Origin of the sequence: Comamonas sp. GB3 AK4-5 (genome assembly GCF_041320665.1) — a bacterium.
Classification (GTDB): domain Bacteria; phylum Pseudomonadota; class Gammaproteobacteria; order Burkholderiales; family Burkholderiaceae_C; genus Comamonas.
In genome coordinates, this window is the sequence record NZ_CP166730.1 from 3,961,413 (window position 1) to 3,980,082 (window position 18,670).

Consider the following 18,670-nt stretch of genomic DNA (forward strand, 5'->3'; position numbering starts at 1 on the left):
TTGCATGCCTACATCCTCTTTTTCACACACGCTGCGCAGCACCGCGGCCTGGACCACGGGGCTGCTGATGCTGGGCACGGCATCGGCCCAGACTGCCGCAGAGGAGAGCTGGCGCGTCCAGCTCACGCCCTATGTATGGATGACGGGACTGGAAGGGCATATCCGCCCCGTCGAAGGCGCACCCACGGCCCATGTGGACAACTCCTTTTCCGACGTCCTGCAGAACCTGGATGCAGCCTTTTTCCTCACCGGGACTGCCCGCAAGGGCCGGCTGGTGCTGCAGGGGGATTTCAGCTATGCATCCACCTCGGACAGCGCCAGCCTGCCGCTGGGGCTGTCGGCCCATGCCAAGGTGCGCCAGACCTCGGCCACCCTGACCGGAGGCTATAACTGGCCGCTCACGCCCAGCTCCAGCGTGGACCTCATGGCTGGCATGCGCCTGTGGGACATCAAGGCCCATGTGCGCGTGCCCGGCCTGGCAGCCACGCAATCTACCACCCACTTTGTCGACCCCATCGTGGCTGCACGCTGGCGCCAGGATTGGGCTGCGCAATGGTCCACCCTGGTCTACCTGGATGTGGGCGGCTTTGGCATGGGCTCCGACTCCACCTGGCAGGCAGTGGGTGCGGTCAATTACCAATGGAGCGAGAACCTCTTCTTCTCGCTCGGCTACCGGCATCTGCATGTCAACTACCGCGATGACGGCAAGCGCCTGGATTTCAACCAAAGCGGACCCATGCTGGGCGCCACGCTGAAGTTCTGAAGGTCTGAAATTCCCCCTGTGGCCGCTGCGCTCATGGCACGGGGGGTGGGCTGATCTCCCCGCTGCTTCACGCGCTCCTGCATGCCGAGCGCGAAAACAGCGCTGCGGCACCCCAAACGCATGTGGCGCGCACACACCTTCTCGCCAGCCCACCATGGCCCCTATGCGGCCCATGTCCGGCCCCACACAGCGCATGCACATACCGGATCTATACCAAGGTATATCCGCGCCTTCCCAAAAGTGGCTAGACGCTGTCGGAGGGAATCTAGAGAATTACCCGTATTGTTCAAGCAGCGTTCTGCCTCCCCCCGGCCGCTGTCTTGTGTTCTTCCCTCTCCATGGAGATACCGCTATGGAACCCGGCCCTCATAGGTGCTTGTGCACCGCCTCTTCCCCGACCAGCACATGGCGCAGCGCGTGCCATGGCTCATCCATCTGGCTGCAGCCCGAAGGCCTTTGATCGCTTTGTGACAGGGGGTCTTCGCTCAGCCGCAATGACTGCGAGACCCTCATGACCCGTCAACAACTCAATATCGCCCTGCGCGCCGCCCTGATGTCGCGCAATGTGCACCAAGTCCGCGCCCTGCTGGCCACCTATGGCCTGCCTGCTTTCGCCAATGCAGTGGCGCATTGCTCCCCCCGCGTCGCTGCCGACGCCCTGAGCCTGCTCCCCCAAGACAACCGCAACGCCGTGCTGCGCCATCTGCCGCGCCAGCTGTGCGACAGCCTGCTGCCGCTGGGTATTGCCGTGACCACGCCCTATCCCACCCGCCGCATGCGCTGGGGCCTGCTGACCTGGAGCGATGCAGCAGCCCGCATCCACGCCTGACTCTCTAGGCCACCTCCACCGCAGCGTGGGGGTGGCCTTTGCCTTTTTCTTTTCCCGCAAGGAACTCCCATGACTTTCCGTATGGCCGCCATGCTGCGACCTGGCTCTGCCCTGCTCCTGGGCAGCCTGCTCAGCGCCTGTCACCCCAACACCGCCTCTACCGACGCCCAGACCGCGGAAGTGCCGGCCCTGCGCCGCCAGGGCAATGTCATCGAAGTTCCCCAGGGCTCGCCGCTGTTGGCCAAGCTGCAGGTGGAGGCCGTGACCACGGCCGAACTCTCCACCCCGGTCAGCGCACCGGCCAGCATCGAGGCTGCGCCGGAAAAGCTGGTGAAGCTGGCCCCGCCGGTGGCTGGCCGCCTGGTGCAAATCCACCGCGCACTGGGTGATGCCGTGCGCGCAGGCGATCCGCTGTTCACCATGGACTCGGCCGATATGGCCAATGTGCGCGCCGACCAGGCCAAGGCCCAGGCCACGCTGCTGCACGCCCAGCGCGAAGCCGATCGCCAGAAGCTGCTGCTGGATGCGGAAATCGCCGCCCGCAAGGACTACGAGGCCGCCGAGCTGGAGCTGGCCACAGCCCGTGCCGATGTGGCCGCCGTAGCCGACCAACTGGCACAAATGGGCGCGCCTTCCAAGGCCGGCAGCCGTGGTGCTTATGTGCTGCGCTCGCCCATCAACGGCCGTGTGGTGGAAATGAATGGCGCACAAGGTGCGTACTGGAACGACATCAACGAATCCGTGATGACGGTGGCCGATCTGTCCACCGTCTGGCTCAGCGCCAGCGTGAACGAGCGTGACCTGGCCAGCGTCACCGTGGGGCAGAACACCCACATCAGCCTGAACGCCTACCCCAACCAGACACTGGAGGGCAAGGTGCGCTACGTGGGTGAGCTGCTGGACCCCGAAACCCGCAGCGTGAAGGTGCGCGTGGCTGTGGACAACCAGGATGGCCGCCTGCGCCCGGGCATGTTCGCCCAGGTGCGTTTTGACGGCCCGGTCCACCAGGCCACCGTGGTGCCCACCTCGGCCCTGCTGCAAAGCGGTGTGGGCACACGCGTTTTTGTGGAGCAATCCGCAGGCCACTTTGTCCCGCGTGAAGTGCAGGTCGGTGCCCAACAAGGCCAGCAGGTGGAAATCACCGATGGCCTGAAGGCAGGCGAGCGCGTGGTCGTCAACGGAGGAGTGCTCCTCCATGATTGAGCGCATCGTCACCCTGTGCTTTCAGCGGCGCAGCCTGGTCTGGCTGGTGTTCGCCTTTGCCGCCCTGTATGGCGCCTTCAGCTGGAAGCAGCTGCCCATCGAGGCCTACCCCGACATTGCCGACACCACTTCGCAGATCGTGGTCCAGGTGCCGGGCCTGGCTGCCGAGGAAATCGAGCAGCAAATCACCGTGCCACTGGAGCGCGCCATGCTGGCCACGCCGGGCATGCATGTGCTGCGCTCGCGCAGCCTGTTTGCGCTGTCGCTGATCACCGTGGTGTTTGAAGACGGCGTGGAGGGCTACTGGGCGCGCCAGCGCCTGCAGGAGCGCATCAACGAAGTCGAGCTGCCCTATGACGCCAAGGCCGAGCTGGACCCCTACAGCTCGCCCACCGGCGAGGTCTATCGCTACACCTTGGAGAGCCCCACACGCAGCCTGCGTGAGCTGTCCGAGCTGCAGAACTGGACCGTCATTCCGCGCCTGAAAAAGGCGGCCGGCGTGGTGGATGTGACCAACTTCGGCGGTCTGACCACGCAGTACATGCTGGAGCTGCAGCCGCAGCGCCTGCTGCAGTACGGCGTGACACTGGCCGAGGTGGTGGAAGCCATCAACGACAACAACGCCAGCGGCGGGGGCAGCGTGCTGGACCGCGGTGAAATCTCCTATGTGATCCGCGGCGTGGGCCTGCTGCGCTCGCTGGACGATATGGGCCAGGTGGTCGTCAAGGCCACGGATGCCGGCGTGCCGGTGCTGGTGAAAGACCTGGGCCGCTTGACCTATGGCGAAGTGGAACGCCGCGGCGTGCTGGGCAAGGATGACGACAGCGACGCCGTCAGCGGCATCGTGCTGCTGCTCAAGGACACCAACCCCTCCCAGGCATTGGAAGGCATTCACGCGGCGGTCAATGAGCTCAACAGCCGCATGCTGCCCGCCGACGTCAAGGTCGTCCCCTACCTGGACCGCACCACGCTGATCGAGCGCACCATGGACACCGTAGGCCACACGCTGATTGAAGGCCTGGTCGTGGTCACCCTGGTGCTGCTGCTGTTCCTGGGCAGCCCGCGTGCCGCGCTGATCGTGGCGCTGACCATTCCCATGTCGCTGCTGCTGGCCTTTGTGTTCATGCACCACGCCCGCATCCCGGCCAATTTGCTGTCGCTAGGTGCCATCGACTTCGGCATCTTGGTGGATGGCGCCGTGGTGGTCGTCGAAGGCATGCTGCGCCTGCGTGAACGACATGCCGGCCGCCCGCTGTCCCCGCGCGACGCCGTGTCGGCCACTTTGCAGGTGGCCCGCCCCATCTTCTTTGGCATGTGCGTGATCGCTGCTGCCTACCTGCCCTTGTTCGCCTTTGAGCGCATCGAGTACAAGCTGTTCGCGCCCATGGCCAGCGCCGTGGCCGCTGCCCTGGCAGGCGCCCTGGCCGTGGCCTTGCTGCTGACACCAGCGCTGGCCTGGCTGGCCTTCCGCCGCCCGCGCAAGATCTTCCACAACCCGGCGCTGCACGCCATGGAAACGCGCTACAGCCGCTTTCTGCAGCGTGCCGTGGGCCGTGGCCGCTGGTGGGTGGCCACCTTGAGCGTGGCCCTGCTGACCCTGGTGGGCCTGGGTGCCACCATTGGCCGCGACTTCCTGCCCTATCTGGACGAGGGCTCGATCTGGCTGCAGGTACAGCTGCCACCGGGCATCACGCTGGACAAGGCCCAGCACATGGCCGACGAGCTGCGCAGCGCAGCCCGCGAGTTCCCCGAAGTCTCTTATGTCGTCACCCAGACCGGGCGCAATGACGACGGCACCGACTACTGGACTCCCTCGCACATCGAGGCCAGCGTGGGTCTGCACCCCTACAAGAGCTGGAAGTCCGGCTGGACCAAGCAGGAGCTGATCTCCCACATGGAAGCACGCTTTGCCCGCATGCCTGGCTATAGCGTGGGCTTTATGCAGCCCATGATCGATGGCGTGCAGGACAAGCTTTCCGGCGCGCACAGCGACCTGACGCTCAAGGTCTTTGGTGACGATCTGGACAACGACCGCCGTGTGGCCGACCAGGTGGTGGCCTTGCTCAAGAGCGTTCCCGGTGCCGCCGACGTGGCCGTGGACATCGAGCCGCCGCTGCCCAATCTGCGCATAGAACTGGACCGTCCCGCTGCAGCCCGCCTGGGTGTCAACGCGGCCGACGTGGCCCAGTTGATCTCCACCGGCATCGGTGGTGCCAGCATCGGCGATCTGTACGTGGGCGAGAAAAGCTACGACATCGCCGTGCGCTTCCCCCTGGAAGCACGGGGCAGCGTGGACGCCATCTCCCAGCTGCGCCTGACCTCAGCCAGCGGAGCCCAGGTGCCGCTGGCCGACGTGGCGCGCATCACCACCACCCAGGGCCAAAGCGTGATCGTGCGCGAAGGCGGCGAGCGCCACATCCTGGTCAAGCTCAATGTGCGAGGCCGCGATCTGTCCAGCTTCCTGGACGAGGCCCGCGCCGCCATTGACCAGCAGATCACGTTCGACCCGCAACATATCCGCCTGGAATGGGGTGGCCAGTTCGAGAACCTGCAGCGCGCCGAAGCGCGTATGGCCGTGATCCTGCCCCTGACGCTGAGCCTGATGCTGGTGCTGCTGTTCGGCGCCTTCGGCAATCTGCGCCAACCGCTGATGGTGTTGGGCATGGTGCCCCTGGCCATGATCGGTGGCCTGGCCGGCCTGCACCTGCGTGGCATGACGCTCAACGTCTCCAGCGCCGTGGGCTTTATTGCCCTGTTCGGTGTGGCCGTGCTGTCGGGCGTACTGCTGGTGTCGCAGATCAACCGCCTGCGCCAGGAAGCGGGCCTCTCGCTGCGCGAAGCCGTGCTCGAAGGTGCGGCCAGCCGCATGCGCCCGGTGCTGATGACTGCCACCGTGGCTGCCTTCGGCCTGATGCCGGCCATGCTGGCCTCCGACCTGGGCAGCGACGTGCAGCGCCCGCTGGCCACCGTGGTGGTCTGCGGCCTGATCAGCGCCACCGCGCTGACGCTGCTGCTGCTGCCCGCGATTTACTACGCCGTCGAAGCCCGGGCCGAGCGCCTGGCCCAACGCCGCGCTGCCCGCTCTGCGGCCCGTGGCGACATCGACTGGGACCTGCTGGATGCGCAAGCCGATGCAGACCTCCCCGTGCAAACCCACACCGGCCATTGAGGCCAGCGAGGACTGTCATGCGTTTTGTCTTTTCCCAACTCCGTCTGACGCAGGCCATGCGGCTGGCCTTGGGCGGCCTGGGCCTGGCCTGTGCCACGGCCGCCCTGGCCGGCCCGGCCGCGCCCGCCGGCACCGCTGCTACCGCAGCGGCCAAAGCACCTGTAAGCACCACGGCCAGTGCCCTGGCCAGCGCCCAGCCCCTGAAGTCCGTGCATTTCTCGGACTACCTGCAGGCCGTGGAAGCCCACAGCCTGGAGCTCAAGGCCCAGCAAACCACCATCACGGCTGCCGAGGCCGAAATTGGCATCGCCGGCCTGCGGCCCGACCCCGAACTGTCCATGGAATGGGAGCGTGAGCGCGTGCGCACCGGCGAGCCTCGCCCCACCACCTTCACCCCCACCCTCAGTTGGGAAGTGGAAACCGGCGGCAAGCGCAACGCCCGCATTCGTGCGGCCAAGAGCCAGGCGCGGGTTACGCAGGCCGAGGTCGATGGCTTTCGCAACACCTTGTTCAACGATGCCGCCACCGCCTTTACCGAGGCCTGCCGCACCCGCGATGTGCTGGCCCGCAAGGAGCAGACGCTGAAGGCATTGAGCGAGGTGGTGCGCGCCAACGAAGTGCGCCGCAAGGCGGGCGACGTGGGCGGCGTGGAGCTGCTGCAATCCCGCGTGGAACGCGACCAGTTCGCCGCCGACGTGACCTCTGCCCGGGCCGAGGCCCAGGCCGCCATGCTGGCCCTGTCGGTACCGCTGAGCCGTCGCATGGCCGAGGTGCTGGGCGCCGGCCAGGGCGATGTGGCGCTGTCCTGCGAGTTCACGCCCTTTGCCCAAGGCAATGATCTGCAGGCCCTGCTGCCCGAGGCCATGCGCGCCCGTGACGACATCCGCATCGCCGAAGCCACCCTGGCCAATGCCCGCGACAAGGCCGATCTGGCCCAGGCCGAGCGCTGGGTCAACCCCACGGTCTCCGTGGGCGTGGGCCGCACCCCCGGCCACGCTGGCGGCGTGGGCAGTGACGGCGAACCCTATGACGCTGCCATGCGTTCGCGCATGCTCAAGGTGGGCGTCAGCGTTCCGCTGCCGTTTTCACGCCTGAACAAGGGCACTTTGGTGCAGGCCGAGGCCGAGGTCACCCAGGCCATCCTGGAGCTGGACCAGGCCCGCCACAAGACCGAGGCCGAGGTGCGTGCCGCGCAATTCCGCTTCCTGGCCGCACATGAGAATGTGCAGCGCTATCGCAACGGCATGTTGGCCGATGCGCAAAAAGTGCTGGAGGGCATACGCTTGTCCTACCGCCATGGTGCAGCTTCGCTGCTGGAGTTGCTGGCTGCCCAGCACTCGGCCGATGAGGCCTACCAAGACTATTTGCAGGCCCAGGCCGATCTGGCCACTGCCACCGTAGAGTTACAGCTGAGCGTGGGACTGCGCCCAGCTCTTTGAAAAGCCTTGCAAGGAGCGAGCCATGCACTTCTTCACGTCCTGGTTTGGTGATTTTTTGCGCCGCCGCCACAACTTGCGGCTGTTTCGCCGCAGTGCGCTGCCAGGCATGGAACGTGGCCCCGGCGGCAAGCCCATCGCCCCGGCGGCCGTACCCGAACAGCTGACCCGCGCCCTGTGGCGTGCGGCCTGCGACGACATTCCCGGCGCGCTGGTGCGCCTGCAGTCCCATGAAGATGGGCTGAGCGATACCGAGGCGGCCGAGCGCCTGCAGCGCATAGGCCCCAACGAGGTGGACCACGAAAAGCCCCTGCCCTGGTGGCAACACCTGTGGCAGTGCTACCGCAACCCTTTCAACGTGTTGCTGACGCTGCTGGCCATCGTCTCCTGGGCCACCGAGGACATCCAGGCCACCGTGGTCATTGGCGCCATGGTGCTGCTGTCCACGGTGATCCGCTTTGTGCAGGAAGGGCGCTCGCAGCGCAGTGCCGAGCAGCTCAAGGCCATGGTGAGCAGCACCGCCACCGTGATCCGCCGCGACCTGGGCACCGAGGCCGCCGAAGTGGCCGAGCGCTACTTTGATGCCCGCATCAACTCCCGCCGCCCGGCAGCACGGCGTGAAGTGGCCATGCGCGAGCTGGTGCCTGGCGACCATATCTGGCTGTCCGCCGGCGACATGATTCCCGCCGACTGCCGCGTGCTGACGGCCAAGGACCTGTTTGTGGCACAAGCCGCCATGACGGGAGAGTCGCTGCCGGTGGAGAAATTCGCCGAACGCCAGCAGCTGTCCGACGGCATTCTGGAGCAGACCAATCTGCTGTTCATGGGCACCAATGTGGTGTCGGGCGTGGCCACGGCCGTGGTGGTGGCCACAGGCAACCAGACCTATTTCGGCCAACTGGCCCACCGCGCCATCGCCACCGACCGTGCGCCCACCTCTTTTCAGGCCGGAGTCAACAGCGTCTCCTGGTTGCTGATCCGCTTCGCCCTGGTCATGGTCCCCCTGGTGCTGCTGCTCAACGGCTTCACCAAGGGCGACTGGATGGAGGCCTTTCTCTTCGCGCTGTCCGTGGCCGTGGGCCTGACACCGGAGATGCTGCCCATGATCGTCACCTCCACTCTGGCCAAGGGTGCGGTGGTGCTCTCGCGCCAGAAAGTCATCGTCAAGCGGCTGGACGCCATCCAGAACTTCGGCGCCATGGATGTGCTGTGCACCGACAAGACCGGCACGCTGACGCAGGACCGCATCGTGCTGGAGCGCCACACCGATGTGTTCGGCAACCCCTCGCGAGAGACCTTGCGCCTGGCCTGGCTCAACAGCTTCCACCAGACCGGTCTGAAGAACCTGCTGGACCGCGCCGTCATCGAGCACATGGACCTGAACCCCGATGCCGCGCTCACGCAGAACTGGCAGAAGGTGGATGAGATCCCCTTTGACTTCGAGCGCCGGCGCATGTCGGTGCTGCTGCGCCCCGAGGACGCCCAGGGCGACACGCTGCTGGTGTGCAAGGGCGCGGTCGAGGAAATGCTGTCCGTGTGCACCCTGGTGCGCGACGGCGATGCCACCGTGGCCCTGGATGCCACCATGCTGGCACGCGTGCGCGCCGTGACCGAGGGGCTGAACACCCAGGGCCTGCGCGTGGTGGCCGTGGCCAGCCGCCAGCTGCCTGCCAGCCCCTTGTCCAGCTACAACTACGGCGTGGCCGATGAGGCCGAGCTGACACTGGTGGGTTACATCGCCTTTCTGGACCCACCCAAGGAGTCCACCGCACCCGCGCTGCAGGCCCTGGCCGAGCATGGTGTGGACGTGAAGGTGCTGACCGGCGACAACGAGCTGGTCGCCGCCCGAGTCTGCGAGCAGGTGGGCCTGGCCGTAGGCCAGCCCGTGACCGGCCCGCAGGTGGAGCGCATGAGCGACTCCGCACTGGCGGCTGCCGTGCAAAAACACCAGCTGTTCGCCCGCCTCACCCCGCTGCACAAGGAACGCATCGTGCACGCCCTGCGTGCCCAGGGCCGGGTGGTGGGCTTCATGGGAGATGGCATCAACGATGCACCCGCCCTGCGCGCCGCCGACATCGGCATCAGCGTGGACGGCGCGGTGGACATCGCCAAGGAAGCAGCCGACATCATCTTGCTGGAAAAAAGCCTGATGGTGCTGGAGCAAGGCGTGGTCGAAGGCCGCCGCACCTTCTGCAATATGCTGAAGTACATCCGCATGACGGCCAGCTCCAATTTTGGCAACGTGTTCTCGGTGCTGGTGGCCTCGGTGTTTCTGCCGTTTTTGCCCATGCTGCCACTGCAGCTGCTAGTGCAGAACCTGCTGTACGACATCTCGCAGATCGCCATCCCCTTCGACAAGGTGGACCCGGAATCGGTGCGCCAGCCCCTGCGCTGGAACCCCCAGGACATTGGCCGCTTCATGCTGTGTTTCGGGCCGCTGAGCTCGCTGTTCGACATTCTGTGCTTTGGCATGATGTGGTGGATCTTCCAGGCCAACACGCCCGAGCAGCAAACGCTGTTCCAGTCCGGCTGGTTTGTCGTCGGCCTGCTGACCCAGACCTTGATCGTGCACATGATCCGCACGCCACGCCTGCCCTTTATTGAAAGCCATGCCGCCTGGCCGCTGCTGCTGGCCACCGTGGTCATCATGGCCATCGGCGTGTTCCTGCCCATGGGACCGCTGGCCGACTACTTCAAGATGGAAGCGCTGCCGCCCCTGTACTGGCCCTTCCTGGTCGCCATCTTGCTGGGCTATGCCACGCTGACCACCGTGGTCAAGCGCCACTACATCCGCAAGTTTGGCTGGCAGTAAGACCATCACGGATGGGGGAATGCATGGAGCAGGCGGCTTGCTAAAGCAGGCGCCTGTTCTTGCGAAGCCTGGGGCTTCGTAGCTGCCCCTTTGGAAGACGGCCATACAGTGCTTGATGCTTTGTTGCCTGCCCTTGCCGTACCAAAGTACTGTCTGCGGGCACGCGTCGCGCCTCAAGCACTGTCTGGCCGTTGGGTTGTTACTTAAGGGCCCGCTGTACTGCGCTGGCCCACTCCGGCTGGCAAAAAACACCATGTTTTTTGGTCCCCATAAAAAGTGCATAGTTCGTCTGTGACAAATATGTCACGGCAAGGCGCTAGGCTTTGTCGTGCAACTCCCTGAACTCACATGCAACATTGGCCCGCCTTCGATCTTTCCGCCACGCTCAGCACGCTGGCCAGCCTGGCCTTGGCTTTCTGCCTGGGCGCATTGATTGGCTTTGAGCGCCAGATCCGCCAGCGCACGGCCGGCCTGCGCACCAACACCCTGGTGGCCGTGGGCGCAGCGGTGTTCGTCGATCTGGCGGTGCGCTTTTATGTCCTGTATGGCGGCTCCCCCAGCCCCATGCAGGTCATTGCCTATGTGGTGTCGGGCATCGGCTTTCTGGGCGCCGGCGCCATCATGAAGGAAGGCGCCAATGTCTCCGGCCTCAACACCGCCGCCACGCTGTGGGGCTCGGCCGCCGTGGGCTGCTGCGCCGGCGCCAAGCTGCTGCCCGAAGCCATTCTTGCCGCCCTGTTCGTGCTGGCGGCCAACACTTTGCTGCGCCCGGTGGTCAACCGCATCAACCGCCAGCCCATGCAGGAGGAGTTCAGCGAAGCCACCTATGCCGTCTATGTGATTTGCCGCCACCCCCACCAGTCCGAGATCCGCGAAAAACTGGTGGAGTGGATGGACCAGGCCAGCTACCCCGTGCGTGACATCGACCACCATGCCTTCGGCCAGGGCAACACCGAAATCGAGGCCACGCTGTACGCCACCGCCGTGGAGGGCGACGAGCTGGACAAGATCATGACGCGGCTGGAAGCCGAAGAAGGCGTGCTGCAGGCCTTCTGGAGTTCGCGGGCGGAGGATTGACCCCCTGAGCCGCCTGTGGCGCCTTCCTCCCCAGGGGGACGACACCGACGCGGCGGGGCGGCCCTTGCGTGCTGTCCTCGCATGGACAGTGTCTGTTTTATAGATGGTGGGACATGCCAATACCATGGGCGGCGAAAGCAAAACGCCCCCTGGCCCACCTTCGTGGTCCTGGCATAGGCTTCAGAGGATATGCAGTGTCTTGGATAGCTGATATGCCAGCGCTTGTTTGCACCCAAGTACCTGGCAGGCCCTCTACCATGTGCACAGCGTCCACGCTTTTTTGCCTACCTACCTTGCCGTGATGATTTCCAGCCTGCTCTCCTCCGCCCGACTGCGCCGCAGCCTGATCGCCATGGTGTTGGGCCTGGCCATGGCCGCCATCTTTGTGGCCGACACCATGACGGAATACGCGGTGGCAGCGGCGGTGTTCCACACGGCAGTCATTCTGGTTGCGGTGCGCTGGTTCAGCCCGCGTACCGTGGTGGCACTGACGGTGCTGTGCATTGTGCTGACGGTGGTGAGCTTTGCCCTCACGCCCGGCGGGCTGTACCGCGTGGGCCTGGTCAACACCGGCATCAGCATTCTGGCCATCGCCATCACCGCCTACCTGGGTCTAAAGATGGTGGCCGCCCAGACCGCCGCCCATGAGGCGCAAGCACAGCTGCTGCACATCGCACGGGCAACCAGCCTCGGCGAGTTGACGGCCTCCATCGCGCATGAAGTCAACCAGCCGCTGGCAGCCATCGTCACCAGCAGCCAGGCCGGCCAGCGCTGGCTCAACCACCAGCCGCCCCAGCTGGAAAAGGCCCACCAGGCATTGCAGCGCATCCTGGCCGATGCCGAGCGCGCCAGCAACGTCATCACCCGCATCCGTGGCATGGCGCGCGGCGAAGCCCCGCAGCGCCAGTCCTTTGTGCTTGAAGATGCAGCGCGTGAAATGGTGGCGCTGTCGCATGGTGCGCTGGAGCAACGCGGCATTGCCGTGCGCTGGGATTTCGCCCCCAATCTGCCTGCGGCCTGGGCCGATCGCATCCAGATACAGCAGGTGGTGGGTAATTTGCTGCTCAATGCCATTGACGCCATGGATGCCGACCATTTGCAGCCCGAGATCACCATCACTGCACGCCGCCTGGGCGAAGACCAGCTGCAGCTGACGCTGGCCGACTGCGGCAGCGGCCTGTCTCCCGCCGTCCAGTCCCATTTGTTCGATGCCTTCTGGACCACCAAATCGCACGGCATGGGTCTGGGCCTGACCATCAGCCGCAGCATGGTGGAAGCCCACGGCGGCCGCATCTGGGCCGAGCCGCGCGGCGAGGGCCTGCCCGGCACGCAGTTTCACATCAGCCTGCCGGCAGCACCAGCTGCCAAGGACGCCCACCCATGAACAGCCCAGCCTCCTCCTCACCCACCGCCATGGTCTATGTGGTGGACGACGACAGCTCGGTACGCGCCGCCATCGAAGACCTGCTGGCCTCCGTCGGGCTGGCCGTGCAGGGCTTTGGCTCCACCGGTGAATTCACCGAACACTGGCGCAGCACGGCCCGCGAGCTGCCTTCCTGCCTGGTGCTGGATATCCGCATGCCGGGCCAAAGCGGCCTGGAATTCCAGCGCCAGATGCAGGAGCTGGGTGTGGATCTGCCCGTGATCTTCGTCACCGGCCATGGCGACATCCCCATGAGCGTGCAGGCCATGAAGGGCGGTGCCATCGAGTTTCTGACCAAGCCCTTTCGCGAACAAGAGCTGCTGGACGCCATCCAGCAAGGCATTGAACTGGACCGCTCACGCCATGCCCAGGCCCAGACCGAGCAGTCACTGCAGGCCCAGTGGGACAGTCTGTCTGCCGGCGAAAAAGACGTGGTGCGGGGCGTGACGGCAGGGCTGCTGAACAAGCAGGTCGCGGCCGAGCTGGGTGTCAGCGAAATCACCGTCAAGGTGCGCCGCGCCCAGGCCATGCGCAAGCTGGAGATCAAGACCCTGGCTGAGTTGGTGCGCGTGGTGGACCGGCTGACCCCCCCCTGAGTCGCCTTCGGCGCCTTCCCCCCGCTCTCGCATCGCTACGCGCTGCGGGCAGGGGGACGCTGCCAGCGCTGCGGGGCGGCCCTTGCGCGGCAGCCCTGGTTCTAGGGCACGCCAGTTTTGTGAGCAGTGCCCTGGCTTCACCCCCTCGCCCCTTCGGGGAGAGGGCGGGGATGAGGGGCAGCCTGCCGGAGCGGGCCTGAGACGCGCAGCGGGCATTGAATCCCACCCCACAACGGCCAGACCGCACTTCAGGCGCGACGCGCGTCCGCGGACAGTACTGGGGTACGGCAAGGACGCGCAACAAAGCATGAAGCGCGGTATGGCCGCCACCAAATGGATCACCACGAAGCCGCCAGGCTTCGCTACCCATTCCGATAGAAATTCAAAAACGAAAAAACCGGCTGTTTGCACAGCCGGGTTTCGTATTTTGGCAGGGGAGGAAGGACTCGAACCCTCGCATGCCGGAATCAAAATCCGGTGCCTTGACCAACTTGGCGACTCCCCTAGCGAAGCCAAGATTCTAGCACGCATTTTTTGCGCACTTTTCAAACCTCGTTAAATTTTCGCAGCAAGCTGCCATTTTGCAGCCACCCCACTTTCCATAGCAGCCATTGCTGCCCCTGCCAGCCTCAGTGCGCCCCGCTCTTCACCGGCGTCTTGCGCAGCACGCTGAAGCAGCCGGCCAACACCGCAAAGCAGCCGGACAGCGCCAGCGCATATTGCTCGGCCTGGCCGGGCTCCTGGTTCCACAGCAGAAACGCCATGGCCAGCAGTACCGCACCCAGGCCCTGGCCCACATGGCGGGCCGAGCCCAGCATGCCGCTGGCAGCGCCGCTGCGGTGCAAGGGGGCCGAGGTGAGGATGGTGAAATTATTGGGCGACTGGAAAAGGGCAAAACCCATGCCGCACAAGGCCATGCGCCACACCACATCCCAGTTCGCCGCGTTCTGCGGCAGCAGGGCCAGGGCCCACAGGCCCAGCGCGAACAAGCCCATGCCTGCGGCACCCAGGCGGCCGGCCGGCCAGCGACCAATCATGCGCCCCACCCACGGCGCGGAAATGGCCAGGGCCAGCGGCCAGGCACTGATCAGCAGGCCCGCCTGCCCGGTAGGCAGGCCACGCACTTCGATCAGCAGGAACGGCAGTGCCAGAAACGCCATGGTCTGGGCACAGAAAGCGCTGATGGAGGCACACATGGACAGCGCAAACACCCGAATGCGCAGCAGGTCCACCGGGAACATGGGCGCACTCAGGGCACGCTGGCGCTGCACATACCAACTACCCACTCCCACGCCCAGCGACAACCACAGCACCGCAGGCCACGGGCTGTCACCGGGTTGCCAGTGGCTGATGCGGTCCACGCCCAGGAACAGGCTGGCGAACATCACCATGTTCAGCCCCCCATCCAGCCAGGACAGCGGCTGCCGCTGCACATCCTCGGCCGCTTCGGGTTGCGGCAGCGAACGCAGGCCCAGCCAGCTCACAGCCAGGGCCAGCGGCAAATGCAGAGCGAACAGCCAGCGCCAGTCCCCCAGGGAAATCACCGCCGCCGCCACAGCCGGCCCGGCCACAAAGGCCAGTGCCACCGTCAGCGAGTTCATTGCAATACCCTTGCCCAGCAGGGCACGCGGGTAGATCAGTCGCACCAGCGAGGCATTGACGCTCAGCACCCCGGCCGCCCCCAAGCCCTGCAACGCCCGCGCCACGATCAACCAATGCAGCGACGGCGCCAGCAAGGCCACCACACTGGCCAGGCCAAAAATCACCATGCCCCACAGATACACGCGGCGGTAGCCCATGCGGTCGCCCAGCGCCGCCAGCGGCAGCAGCAGCACCAATGTTGCAATTTGGTTGGCATTCACCACCCACAGCGTCTGTGCCGGCGCCACCTGCCACTGGCGCGCCACCTGGGGCAGGGCCATGTTCAGCATGGTGCTGTCCATCACGCACAGCACCAGGCCCAGCAAAATCACCGCCATGGCCACATGGCGCTGCGGCGGCGGCAGGCCGTCGCTCTGCTGCTGGCCGGCCTGCTTTGGCAAGGAAGGGGAAGTTTCAATCTGACGCACGCACTGCTCTTTCATTCAACTCTTCAAAAAGACCTAACCATCGCACAGCCTATAAAACTGGCACAGACCCTGGCCAGGGACAGCGAGCAAGGGCCGCCCCGCAGCGAGGCTGTCGTCCCCCTGCCCGCGAGCGCAGCGAGCGAAGAGCGGGGGGAAGGCGCCGCAGGCGACGCAGGGGGGTGTTGCTTCATCTCCCTCTCACACTCAACCACATGCTCAGCACACCGCACAACACCACACCGGCCATGCCCAGCAGGGACTGGGCATCCGGCACCTGACCAAACAGCAGCCAACCCACGGCCATGGCAAAGCCGATCTGGCTGTAGAGAAACGGCGAGATCACCGAGGGCGTGGCATGCGTGTAGGCCTGCAGCAGGATCAAATGCCCCACGCCGCTGCACAGCCCCATGGCGACCACTGCCAACCACAGCTGCCAGCCCTGCACGCTCTGCCAAAACCAGGGCAGCAAGGGCGTGGTCAACAACAGCGGCAACCAGGTGGAATACAGCTGCGTGGTGTGGGGCGCATCCAGCCTGGCCAGCCGGCTTCCCAGCAGCAAATAGCCGCTGCCGCTGAGCAGCAGCCCCACGGGCAGCAAGGCCTGCCAGCCCAGGGCCTGGTCGCTGCGCTCGGGCCGCACGATGACGATCACACAAACCAGCCCTAGCCCCAACAGCAACCAGCGCAGCGGACTGACCCGCTCCTGGTACAGCCAGGCCGAAGCCACCACCACCAACAAGGGACAGGCCGACCAGATGGCCGTGAAATTGCCCAAGGGCATGCTCTGTATACAAAAAAAGGCGCAAACCGAGGTGGTGATGCCAAACAGCGCGCGGCCTGCCTGAAACTGGGCATGACCCGTGCGCAGCGCCGCCAGGCCATGCCGGGGCAGCACCAGGGCCGTGGTGACCAAGGCCTGGGCCAGAAAACGCAGCCACAACACCAGCAACATGGGCAGCAGCTGGCCGGCGAATTTGGTGGCACTGTCCAGCAAGGCGAACAGCGCACAGGCCGACAGCGTGAGCGCAATACCCAGCAATGCCGAGCGCGAAACGGGGATGGACTCCCCTGGTGAAGCGAGGGCAGTCCCCCCGGGCAAGGAGGACATGGGTGTCCACCCTCTCTACAAAAAAAAGCCGGCACACTGTTGCACAGGCAACTTGCATTTTAGGAGCGGTATAAGGCCGCCGCATATGCCTGTTGCCCAGCCCCAGCGCCGCAAGTGGCGATGGCCTCCGTCGCTGGCGACCACGGCAGGCATACAGCTTGCGGCCGCGCCCAAGTCCCCGCCGCTGCAGCCCTGCCCCCATGCTGGGACAATATGGGCCTGCACCGGGCGCTGCCCCGCCCCGCACCACCTCCCCTTTTGCACCCATGACCACGCCCGCACCTGTCCGTGTGCTGTCGCTCATCCCGCCGATGACGCAGCTGAACACGCCCTATCCCTCGACCGCCTACCTCACGGGCTTTTTGCGCTCGCGCGGCGTGGACGCGGTACAGGAAGACCTGGCCCTGGCCCTGGTGCTCAAGCTGCTGTCCAAAGACGGGTTGCAGCAAATCATGGAACTGGTGCAGGCCCAGTACGACGAAGACCCTGATCGCGCCTTCAGCCCGGCCGTGCAAAGCTTTATGGCCCAGCGCGATCAGTACCTGGCCACCATAGACAAGGTCATTGCCTATCTGCAGGGCAAGGACAGCACGCTCAGCCACCGCATCGTGGGCCGCAACTGGCTGCCCGAAGGCCCGCGCTTTGCCGCGCTGGAGCATTACCTCGACGACGGCAGCGGCGACCCGCTGGGCTGGGCCTTTGGCGCCCTGGGCCAGGCCGACCGCGCCAAGCACCTGGCCACGCTGTATTTGAATGACCTGGCCGATGTGCTGCGCGACGCCGCAGACGAGCGCTTTGAGTTTGTGCGCTATGCCGAATCCCTGGCCGGCAGCCAGCCCACCTTCGAGCCACTGGCCGAAGCCCTGGCCGCGCCGCTGACGCTGGTGGACGAGGCCCTGGCCGAGCTGACGCGCAAAGCCATCTGGCGCCAGCGGCCCACAGTGGTGCTGCTGTCCGTGCCCTTTCCCGGCTCGGTGTATGCGGCGTTTCGCATTGCCCAGACCATCAAGGCCGAGTTCCCCCAGATCCAGACCGTGTTGGGCGGCGGCTTTGTCAACACCGAGCTGCGCGAGCTGACCGAGCCGCGCGTGTTCGACTATTTCGACTTTGTCACCCTGGACGCGGGCGAGCGCCCGCTGCTGGCCCTGATGGAGCATTTGCGCGGCGAGCGCGGCCGCTCCCGCCTGGTGCGCAGCTATGTGCGCAACGAACAAGGTGCGGTGCAGTACATCAACATGATGGAAGCCGATATCGCCTTTGCCGAAGTGGGCACGCCCACCTGGGACGGCCTGCCGATTCACGACTATCTGTCGCTGCTGGACATGCTCAACCCCATGCACCGGCTGTGGAGCGACGGGCGCTGGAACAAGCTGACCATCGCGCACGGCTGCTACTGGAAGAAATGCAGCTTTTGCGACGTCAGCCTGGACTACATAGGCCGCTACGAAGGCGCCAGCGCCGTGGAGCTGGCCAACCGCATCGAGGCCATCGTGCAGGAAACCGGGCAGACCGGCTTTCACTTTGTCGACGAGGCCGCACCGCCCAAGGCCTTGAAAGCCCTGGCCACCGAGCTGATTGAACGCGGCAGCGACATCAGCTGGTGGGGCAATATCCGCTTTGAAAAAACCTTCAGCCCCGAGCTGTGCCAGCTGCTGGCTGACAGCGGCTGCATTGCGGTCTCGGGCGGGCTGGAAGTGGCCTCAGACCGGCTGCTGGCGCTGATGAAAAAAGGCGTTTCTGTGGAGCAGGTGGCCCGCGTGACCAAGGCCTTCAGCGAGGCCGGCATTCTGGTCCACGCCTATTTGATGTATGGCTTTCCCACGCAGACCGTGCAGGACACGGTAGACGCGCTGGAATATGTGCGCCAGCTGTTCGAGAACGGCTGCATCCAAAGCGGTTTCTTCCACCGCTTTGCCTGCACCGTGCATTCACCCGTGGGCCAAAACCCCGAGGAATACGGCGTACAACTGGTGCCCCTGCCCGAGGTGACGTTTGCCAAGAACGACATCGCCTTCATCGACCCCACGGGCGTGGACCACGACGCCCTGGGCGCGGTGCTGAAAAAAGCCATCTACAACTTCATGCACGGCATTGGCGTGGAAGAAGATGTGCGCAACTGGTTCCCCTTCAAGGTGCCCAAGCCCACGGTGCCGCGTAACAAGATCGCGAAAGCGCTCCGATAACT

12 protein-coding genes and 1 tRNA gene are annotated in these 18,670 nt (G+C 65.4%); 10 read left to right on the forward strand and 3 right to left on the reverse strand.

All coding sequences use genetic code 11. From position 1 onward, the window contains the following. Positions 1-4 precede the first annotated feature (4 nt). The 9 genes from ACA027_RS17740 to ACA027_RS17780 all read left to right on the forward strand — a co-directional run bounded on the left by ACA027_RS17740 (position 5) and on the right by ACA027_RS17780 (position 13,308). Positions 5-763, forward strand: coding sequence for a hypothetical protein (locus tag ACA027_RS17740; RefSeq protein WP_370679519.1), 759 nt, complete (start codon positions 5-7; stop codon positions 761-763). A 511-nt stretch (positions 764-1,274) separates the two neighbouring features. Then, positions 1,275-1,592: a hypothetical protein gene (locus ACA027_RS17745; RefSeq protein WP_370679520.1), complete on the forward strand. Its 318-nt coding sequence runs from the start codon at positions 1,275-1,277 to the stop codon at positions 1,590-1,592. 69 nt (positions 1,593-1,661) lie between these two features. Further along, the gene (locus ACA027_RS17750; protein ID WP_370679521.1) at positions 1,662-2,795 is read left to right on the forward strand and encodes an efflux RND transporter periplasmic adaptor subunit; all 1,134 of its coding nucleotides are present in this window, start codon (positions 1,662-1,664) and stop codon (positions 2,793-2,795) included. Then, on the forward strand, positions 2,788-5,964 hold the full coding sequence (locus tag ACA027_RS17755; RefSeq protein ID WP_370679522.1) for an efflux RND transporter permease subunit: 3,177 nt from the start codon (positions 2,788-2,790) through the stop codon (positions 5,962-5,964). The genes ACA027_RS17750 and ACA027_RS17755 overlap by 8 nt, the downstream gene beginning before the upstream one ends. Positions 5,965-5,981: 17 nt before the next feature. Then, positions 5,982-7,403 (forward strand): TolC family protein, encoded by a 1,422-nt coding sequence (locus ACA027_RS17760; RefSeq protein ID WP_370679523.1) that lies wholly within the window; start codon positions 5,982-5,984, stop codon positions 7,401-7,403. A 22-nt stretch (positions 7,404-7,425) separates the two neighbouring features. Continuing rightward, on the forward strand, positions 7,426-10,212 hold the full coding sequence (gene mgtA / locus ACA027_RS17765) for a magnesium-translocating P-type ATPase (RefSeq protein ID WP_370679524.1): 2,787 nt from the start codon (positions 7,426-7,428) through the stop codon (positions 10,210-10,212). 348 nt (positions 10,213-10,560) lie between these two features. Then, complete coding sequence (locus ACA027_RS17770) at positions 10,561-11,289, forward strand: MgtC/SapB family protein (protein WP_370679525.1); 729 nt, start codon at positions 10,561-10,563, stop codon at positions 11,287-11,289. Between the two features lie 301 nt (positions 11,290-11,590). After that, the gene (locus ACA027_RS17775; RefSeq protein ID WP_370679526.1) at positions 11,591-12,673 is read left to right on the forward strand and encodes a sensor histidine kinase; all 1,083 of its coding nucleotides are present in this window, start codon (positions 11,591-11,593) and stop codon (positions 12,671-12,673) included. Next, on the forward strand, positions 12,670-13,308 hold the full coding sequence (locus tag ACA027_RS17780; RefSeq protein WP_370679527.1) for a response regulator transcription factor: 639 nt from the start codon (positions 12,670-12,672) through the stop codon (positions 13,306-13,308). Before ACA027_RS17775 ends, ACA027_RS17780 begins: the two co-directional genes overlap by 4 nt. A gap of 428 nt (positions 13,309-13,736) precedes the next feature. Here ACA027_RS17780 and ACA027_RS17785 read toward each other — a convergent pair. The 3 genes from ACA027_RS17785 to ACA027_RS17795 all read right to left on the reverse strand — a co-directional run bounded on the left by ACA027_RS17785 (position 13,737) and on the right by ACA027_RS17795 (position 16,485). Further along, positions 13,737-13,813 (reverse strand) — tRNA-Gln (locus ACA027_RS17785). A 124-nt stretch (positions 13,814-13,937) separates the two neighbouring features. Then, positions 13,938-15,287, reverse strand: coding sequence for an MFS transporter (locus ACA027_RS17790; protein ID WP_370682620.1), 1,350 nt, complete (start codon positions 15,285-15,287; stop codon positions 13,938-13,940). A gap of 277 nt (positions 15,288-15,564) precedes the next feature. After that, on the reverse strand, positions 15,565-16,485 hold the full coding sequence (locus ACA027_RS17795; protein WP_370679528.1) for a DMT family transporter: 921 nt from the start codon (positions 16,483-16,485) through the stop codon (positions 15,565-15,567). A 266-nt stretch (positions 16,486-16,751) separates the two neighbouring features. On the opposite strand from ACA027_RS17795, the gene ACA027_RS17800 reads away from it, so the two are divergent. Then, complete coding sequence (locus ACA027_RS17800; protein ID WP_370679529.1) at positions 16,752-18,668, forward strand: radical SAM protein; 1,917 nt, start codon at positions 16,752-16,754, stop codon at positions 18,666-18,668. The last annotated feature ends 2 nt before the right edge of the window (positions 18,669-18,670 follow it).

What these genes read in the sequence shown, in the direction of transcription:
- ACA027_RS17740 (WP_370679519.1), top strand. Translation starts at nt 5, where the DNA reads ATGCCTACATCCTCTTTTTCACACACGCTGCGCAGCACCGCGGCCTGG.
- ACA027_RS17745 (WP_370679520.1), top strand. Translation starts at nt 1,275, where the DNA reads ATGACCCGTCAACAACTCAATATCGCCCTGCGCGCCGCCCTGATGTCG.
- ACA027_RS17750 (WP_370679521.1), top strand. Translation starts at nt 1,662, where the DNA reads ATGACTTTCCGTATGGCCGCCATGCTGCGACCTGGCTCTGCCCTGCTC.
- ACA027_RS17755 (WP_370679522.1), top strand. Translation starts at nt 2,788, where the DNA reads ATGATTGAGCGCATCGTCACCCTGTGCTTTCAGCGGCGCAGCCTGGTC.
- ACA027_RS17760 (WP_370679523.1), top strand. Translation starts at nt 5,982, where the DNA reads ATGCGTTTTGTCTTTTCCCAACTCCGTCTGACGCAGGCCATGCGGCTG.
- mgtA (WP_370679524.1), top strand. Translation starts at nt 7,426, where the DNA reads ATGCACTTCTTCACGTCCTGGTTTGGTGATTTTTTGCGCCGCCGCCAC.
- ACA027_RS17770 (WP_370679525.1), top strand. Translation starts at nt 10,561, where the DNA reads ATGCAACATTGGCCCGCCTTCGATCTTTCCGCCACGCTCAGCACGCTG.
- ACA027_RS17775 (WP_370679526.1), top strand. Translation starts at nt 11,591, where the DNA reads ATGATTTCCAGCCTGCTCTCCTCCGCCCGACTGCGCCGCAGCCTGATC.
- ACA027_RS17780 (WP_370679527.1), top strand. Translation starts at nt 12,670, where the DNA reads ATGAACAGCCCAGCCTCCTCCTCACCCACCGCCATGGTCTATGTGGTG.
- ACA027_RS17790 (WP_370682620.1), bottom strand. Translation starts at nt 15,287, where the DNA reads ATGGCGGTGATTTTGCTGGGCCTGGTGCTGTGCGTGATGGACAGCACC.
- ACA027_RS17795 (WP_370679528.1), bottom strand. Translation starts at nt 16,485, where the DNA reads ATGTCCTCCTTGCCCGGGGGGACTGCCCTCGCTTCACCAGGGGAGTCC.
- ACA027_RS17800 (WP_370679529.1), top strand. Translation starts at nt 16,752, where the DNA reads ATGACCACGCCCGCACCTGTCCGTGTGCTGTCGCTCATCCCGCCGATG.